The sequence below is a fragment of the Desulforamulus putei DSM 12395 genome (assembly GCF_900129195.1).
Lineage (GTDB): Bacteria > Bacillota > Desulfotomaculia > Desulfotomaculales > Desulfotomaculaceae > Desulfotomaculum > Desulfotomaculum putei.
Map to the genome: position 1 here is coordinate 1 of NZ_FQUY01000051.1, position 5,305 is coordinate 5,305.

9 protein-coding genes and 1 pseudogene are annotated in these 5,305 nt (G+C 40.8%); all 10 read left to right on the forward strand.

Annotation, left to right across the window (positions count from 1 at the left end):
- A pseudogene (locus BUB67_RS15675) lies at positions 1-260 on the forward strand (RRXRR domain-containing protein); the annotation flags it as partial.
- A 385-nt stretch (positions 261-645) separates the two neighbouring features.
- Positions 646-789: a hypothetical protein gene (locus BUB67_RS16735; protein WP_207647630.1), complete on the forward strand. Its 144-nt coding sequence runs from the start codon at positions 646-648 to the stop codon at positions 787-789.
- Positions 783-1,004 carry a hypothetical protein gene (locus BUB67_RS15680; protein ID WP_073240297.1) on the forward strand — a complete coding sequence of 74 codons (222 nt, stop codon included), beginning with the start codon at positions 783-785 and terminating at the stop codon, positions 1,002-1,004. The genes BUB67_RS16735 and BUB67_RS15680 overlap by 7 nt, the downstream gene beginning before the upstream one ends.
- A gap of 100 nt (positions 1,005-1,104) precedes the next feature.
- Positions 1,105-1,392 carry an HU family DNA-binding protein gene (locus BUB67_RS15685; RefSeq protein ID WP_073240298.1) on the forward strand — a complete coding sequence of 96 codons (288 nt, stop codon included), beginning with the start codon at positions 1,105-1,107 and terminating at the stop codon, positions 1,390-1,392.
- Between the two features lie 72 nt (positions 1,393-1,464).
- Complete coding sequence (locus tag BUB67_RS15690; RefSeq protein ID WP_084127781.1) at positions 1,465-1,911, forward strand: metal-dependent hydrolase; 447 nt, start codon at positions 1,465-1,467, stop codon at positions 1,909-1,911.
- A gap of 183 nt (positions 1,912-2,094) precedes the next feature.
- Positions 2,095-2,391, forward strand: coding sequence for a hypothetical protein (locus BUB67_RS15695; protein ID WP_143157124.1), 297 nt, complete (start codon positions 2,095-2,097; stop codon positions 2,389-2,391).
- Positions 2,376-2,726 carry a pilin gene (locus tag BUB67_RS15700; RefSeq protein WP_073240301.1) on the forward strand — a complete coding sequence of 117 codons (351 nt, stop codon included), beginning with the start codon at positions 2,376-2,378 and terminating at the stop codon, positions 2,724-2,726. The genes BUB67_RS15695 and BUB67_RS15700 overlap by 16 nt, the downstream gene beginning before the upstream one ends.
- Before the next feature lie 52 nt (positions 2,727-2,778).
- Complete coding sequence (locus tag BUB67_RS15705) at positions 2,779-3,087, forward strand: PrgI family mobile element protein (RefSeq protein ID WP_073240302.1); 309 nt, start codon at positions 2,779-2,781, stop codon at positions 3,085-3,087.
- A 1-nt stretch (position 3,088) separates the two neighbouring features.
- Entirely contained in the window at positions 3,089-3,877 is a 789-nt protein-coding gene (locus BUB67_RS15710) for a hypothetical protein (RefSeq protein ID WP_073240303.1), read from the forward strand.
- 24 nt (positions 3,878-3,901) lie between these two features.
- A complete protein-coding gene (locus BUB67_RS15715; RefSeq protein WP_073240304.1) occupies positions 3,902-4,825 on the forward strand; it encodes a hypothetical protein in 924 nt (307 codons plus the stop codon).
- Positions 4,826-5,305: the final 480 nt, after the last annotated feature.

The following is a 5,305-nucleotide window of genomic DNA, read 5'->3' on the forward strand; positions in this document are numbered from 1 at the left end:
ATCGGCAGAACCCGCAGAAGGGTGGCATTAGACCTCGTTTTGGCGGTACTGCCAACGGCAGTTTTTTCCGTAAAGGCGATTGGGTAGAAGCAGAGAAGGCAGGAAAGACTTATCGAGGTTGGGTATGCGGCTTGCCGACTGATAAATCGAAGGTACTGGGCATAGCCGATGCCGATGGAAAAAGGATCGGGCATTTCAGTCTAAAGAAAGCCAAACTACTTTCGAGATCAACCGGATTTTCATGGAAAGAAGTGATTTGATTAGTATGCGGCATTCCGCCCGCCGCCTATAGAGGCGGGGGAAACCTGCCGCAATTTTGTTGTCTGGGTATGCCTGTCAACTATATGATGAACGATTAAGTCACTGGGAGAGATTTACCTTAAAGGCATATGCGGAAGGTGGTCGGGAACGTCAGGAGATTTTGTGGATTAACCAAGTGGCTGCAGAAGGTCTAAATATCAAAATGTTTTAGTGAACATAAAAGCCTACATTTCTAGTTAAATGTAGGTTTTTTATTTTTTAGGATACCTGCCGGAGGGAGGGCGGTAGGTTGCGGAAGCACCTCCCTAATCACTGAAAGCTCCGTATAGTCGAGTACGGGACTTTTCTTTTTAAAGAACTTAAAAACTGAAAGGTGGTGAACAAATGAGCCCAAAAAGAAAAAATAAATCGTCTATACCAATCAGGCAGAAAACTAGGTGCATCATCTGCGGCAGATATAGCAACGACGGGAAATTCATGTGCCGCCGTTGCGCCGAGGGAATCCGGGTGAAACAAGACGATTGGTAATATCTGTAAGGTACGCGCGTACCTCCGGTTCTTCAAAATTTCAAAAGGGAGATGAATTTATCATAAAAAAGAAAGAAACAGACAGTGAAAACAATAAAAACTGTTTTGCAAACCCAATCGTAAAAGTAGATATTAAGACCAAAAAAGTCCTCATTTGCCGCATAAGGGAAATATGGGCTAAAGAAGGAATGTTCACAGGAACAGAGCAAGAATAATTAATCAAACAGAGGATGCAAACCGGCGTTTTTTTCCTGAATGAATTCAGGTATATTCGCATCTCAGTAAGATGCAAAAAATAAAAAAGGAGTGTTTTAAGTGAATAAAAATGAATTAATTTCTTTGGCAGCAAACAAAGCCAATATGTCCAAAAAAACTATTGAAGAAGTATTAACCGCAATCCTGGAAAGCATTGAAGAATCTCTGGCTAAAGGGGATAAGATTCAATTGGTTGGTTTTGGCACCTTTGAGGCTAAGCTACGCAAGGCCAGAGAAGGGCGAAATCCGAAGACAGGCGAAACCATACAGATACCTGCCACCAGAGTGCCGGTATTTAAACCCGGAAAATCCCTGAAAGACACAATCAGCGCTAATCTGCACGCGTGATATCAAAAACCTGGCTTTCAAGCTGGGTTTTTTGTTTTTTAAGGGGGTGATAACATTCTTTGGCGAACTCATATGGTCGGAGGGGCAATTGCGGGAGTCTTAATTTCACATAGTGATCTAAAGTCGGCGGCAATTGCCGCAAGTATCGGGGCAATATCCTCACTCTTGCCAGACATTGATTCTCCCTACTCTAAAGTCGGCAGGGCAGTACCAATATTGCCGATGTTATTAAATTTTTCCCTGGGGCATAGAGGGATTATCCACTCACCGGTTGCGGTCCTGGCGGTGTATTTGCTTACGCATTTGTTTAATGTTCCTTATGCCAATATTATTGTTGCAGGATACTTTTCACACCTGGTATTAGACGGCCTTAACCCTGCCGGGGTGCCGTGGTTGTATCCCTGGAAAAAACTGCATTTCGGTATCCCAATTATACAGACAGGGTCGTTTATCGAACGGTTTATTTTTATGCCGGTTTTGCTTTTAATATTTGGTTCAGTGCTCATAAATTTAACGTAAGAGAGGTGTTTTTATAATCGAAACCGAAATTCAAAAAATCCTGCAATTCTGTGTAGAAAACAAGGCAGAACTAGAACAGCAAAAAACAAGCCTGGATAAAATCAGCTGGCTGAAATCAAAACTGCCGGGTCAAAATCCAAATACAATAAGGTCAGGTTTGGCTAAATATCTAAAAGAAAGGGGATGATGACATTCGTAAAAGTCAGCAACCATGCGATACAACGGTTTAGGGAAAGAGAAAATATCGAACTTTCTGATCAAGAAATCGAAAAAGAAATAATCTCGCTAATTAATAAGGCAACTAAACTAAAAAAACACCCTGGCGGAGTCCAGGTTTGGAAAGCAAATGGACGGTATTTCTTAACGCAAAAACGCAATAGTGAAACTGTTGTCATAACTTATTACGGAAATAAAACGCTTTTCAAATGGCATCAAAAACAAAGGAGAAAGGAGTTGGCTAAAGCATGTCGCACAATGTAAAAAAAGCTATAGTAGGTATCCTGTTGCTAAGTTTTATTTTCACAATAACAGGGGTAGCATTTGCGGCCCTCGATATTAAACCCGATCCAGATGCTATAAAAAAAGAGGCAACTGACATAGGCGGTAAAGTAGTTGACATTGTTCAAGGGGTGTTTGGAATTCTAGCGGTACTTTCGTTGCTTTATGCTGGATTTTTGTTTTTCGGATCCCATGATCCGAGTAAACTACAGATAGCCAAGAAAGCACTAGGGGGTTGCATAATTTCGGCAATTATCGTTTTTAAAGCCGATGCTATAGTTAGAACATTATTAGGTGCACTTGGCTATAAAGGTTAGAAAAAAGCGTCTGCGATTGCAGGCGCTTTTTTATTTTAAAGAGGTGAAATATATGTTTGGATACCAACATAACTTGGCCCCAAAACCTGTACAAACTAAAATTGCTTTGGGTTTAACGTGGCAAAAACTTCTGGCATTGCTTGTGGGGGGAAAGTTAACATATGAATTTGCAAAAATAGTTCCAGCATTGCCTGTTAAAAATTTTATTATCGCACATATCCATCACTTTATTCCCCTGGTACTGGTAATGGCATTTGCACTGGTTACAGACAGAAAGACAGGATTATCCTTACCCCAATATCTGTGGTATTGGATTAACTTTAAGACCCGAAAAAAAGTCTTCATATGGAGGAGGGGATAGCTTGTTAACTGATGTTTTACTGGTAGGTGGCGGGTTAGGGCTAGCATACTACTTAATGAAATCAAAAAAGAAAGTTGAAACCACCCAGGACTTAATCAATTACAAAGATATAACCCCTGATGGAATAATTGAATTGGATGATCTTAAATTTCGTCTGGTTATCGAGGTTGAGCCAATTAATTTTTCTCTGCGGTCGCTGGAGGAACAAGGAGCCATCTGGATGGGGTATAGAAACCTGATGAATACCATCCATCTTCCTTTTACCCAGCTCATTCAAACTATGTACCTCAACCTCAAAGATTACACCGATAATCTAAAATCTTATAAGTATCCCGATAAATTTAAAGACGCCATCTCTGCCCAAAGGGACGGGCTGATTAAATACCTTCAGGAAAAGACCGATGGAAAAATGATGCGTGAAAGAAAGTATTACTTTATTTTAAAAGTAGATGCTTATTCTGAAGGAGTAGAAAGTGGGATTGAAATTGACTCTCCATTGTTAAGTGCAATTACATCGGCAATACCGATTAACCGGGCTAAAGCCACAGATACCAATGAGTTAAGGTCTGTCGCTATTGATTCTTTAACCGAGCTTTCTGTAATAATAAGGGGTACGTTTGAGGGGCTTGGAATACATTCCAAACAGCTTAACAGGATAGAAGTAATCGAAATGATTTATCAAACCTTTAACCGTGATATATCAGGTTTTGCAACGATAAAGGACGCCGACCAAACCGAAGCCTTTTCGCTTTTCACGAATTCAATGACACCCGTAATAATGTCCAAATAAATGTGGCAATGGAGATAAGTAAACATGGCGAAAAAAAACACTGGTGATAAGCTACATTCAGAAAAAAATTTTTCGCGGGACCCGTATGTTTTTCGGCCGCCAAGTAAAAAAGATACCGAACACGGAAACATAAAGAGAGAGGTAAAAAAAAATATACCGAACCACAAAAACGAATATTACCCAAGTGCTATCGTGTATCATTGGACTGACGATAAACAACCTACAAGAAATTTTGTTATCCCGCGTGAGTTAGCTAGTGACCTAGACAATCTCTATTTTGCGCGGGATGTACTGGCTGCCGTTACCACTCTTTATGTACAGAACCCGAACTCCCTAAAAATTGTGACCACGTTTAGCCAGTTATGTAAATTAATTGGTATTTCACCAAACGGTGAAAACTTTGACCGGATTAATCTTTCATTTGCTATTTTACGATCATATACTATCCAAGAGCAGAAAGTTCCGTTAGAAATTCGGCAAGATTGTACTGTGGCTAAGTGGGGCACAATCAACTTTGGTTTTATCGACTACACTGTGGCTGTAACACATATAGGCAAAGATATAGACCACCTAAAGCCGCTCCCATTTCGGAAAAGAAGCTTGGAAATAGTGTTATCACCACAATACCGGAAATTATTGGAGTTATCTGGTACGTGTCTGGTTCCTAGAAACGCACTAGATAAAGCACGCAGTTTGCCGCGCAAACAGGTTATACCTGCCAAAAATTTAGTGTACTACCTATCCGCCAGAAGTGGAAACAAGGCTGAGTTGCATTTAGAGACACTTGCTGAAATAATGAATGTTCATGGCAGATGGCCGAAGGAGACACAGAATACAGTAGAAAACGTATTGGGGTCTATGTCCCGAAAAAGAATTATTGAATATCAAAAAGATGAACACACTGGAAAACCTGTAAAAATTAAAGTAAAACTTTTAGTCGAAGAATAATTTTTTAGACCCAGTAGCGTGGTTTTTTTAGACCCAGTAGCGTGTTTTTTTAGACCCAGTAGCGTGGTTTTCTAGACCCAGTAGCGTGGTTTTCTAGACCCAGTAGCGTGTAGAAGGGTTTCTCGTGCCTTTATTTACAAGGCTTCCAGGGCGCAAAATTCCTTGGAGTATATTGAGTATATTGAGGTGGTGGTCATCACTTGTTGGTGATGACCACCTTTTTTTTGAGACATCCAGATTGCCGAAGCCTGACTGCATATGCGATACTGTTATCGCTTTTCGAGGGGTTAGTGTTTAGTTACTGTCGAAGCTAAGTTGTACTGCTAATCCAAAGGCTGAGTGCATATATTAAGCTGTTACCGTTTTTCGTAGGGTTAGTTTTCCCGGGTCAACTACCCCCACTTATAGAAGTGGGGGCTTGCCCTGGCGGGGGCAGGGGAAACTAGCTGACTAGACGGTTCTCCGAAAGGAGAGCAGCGG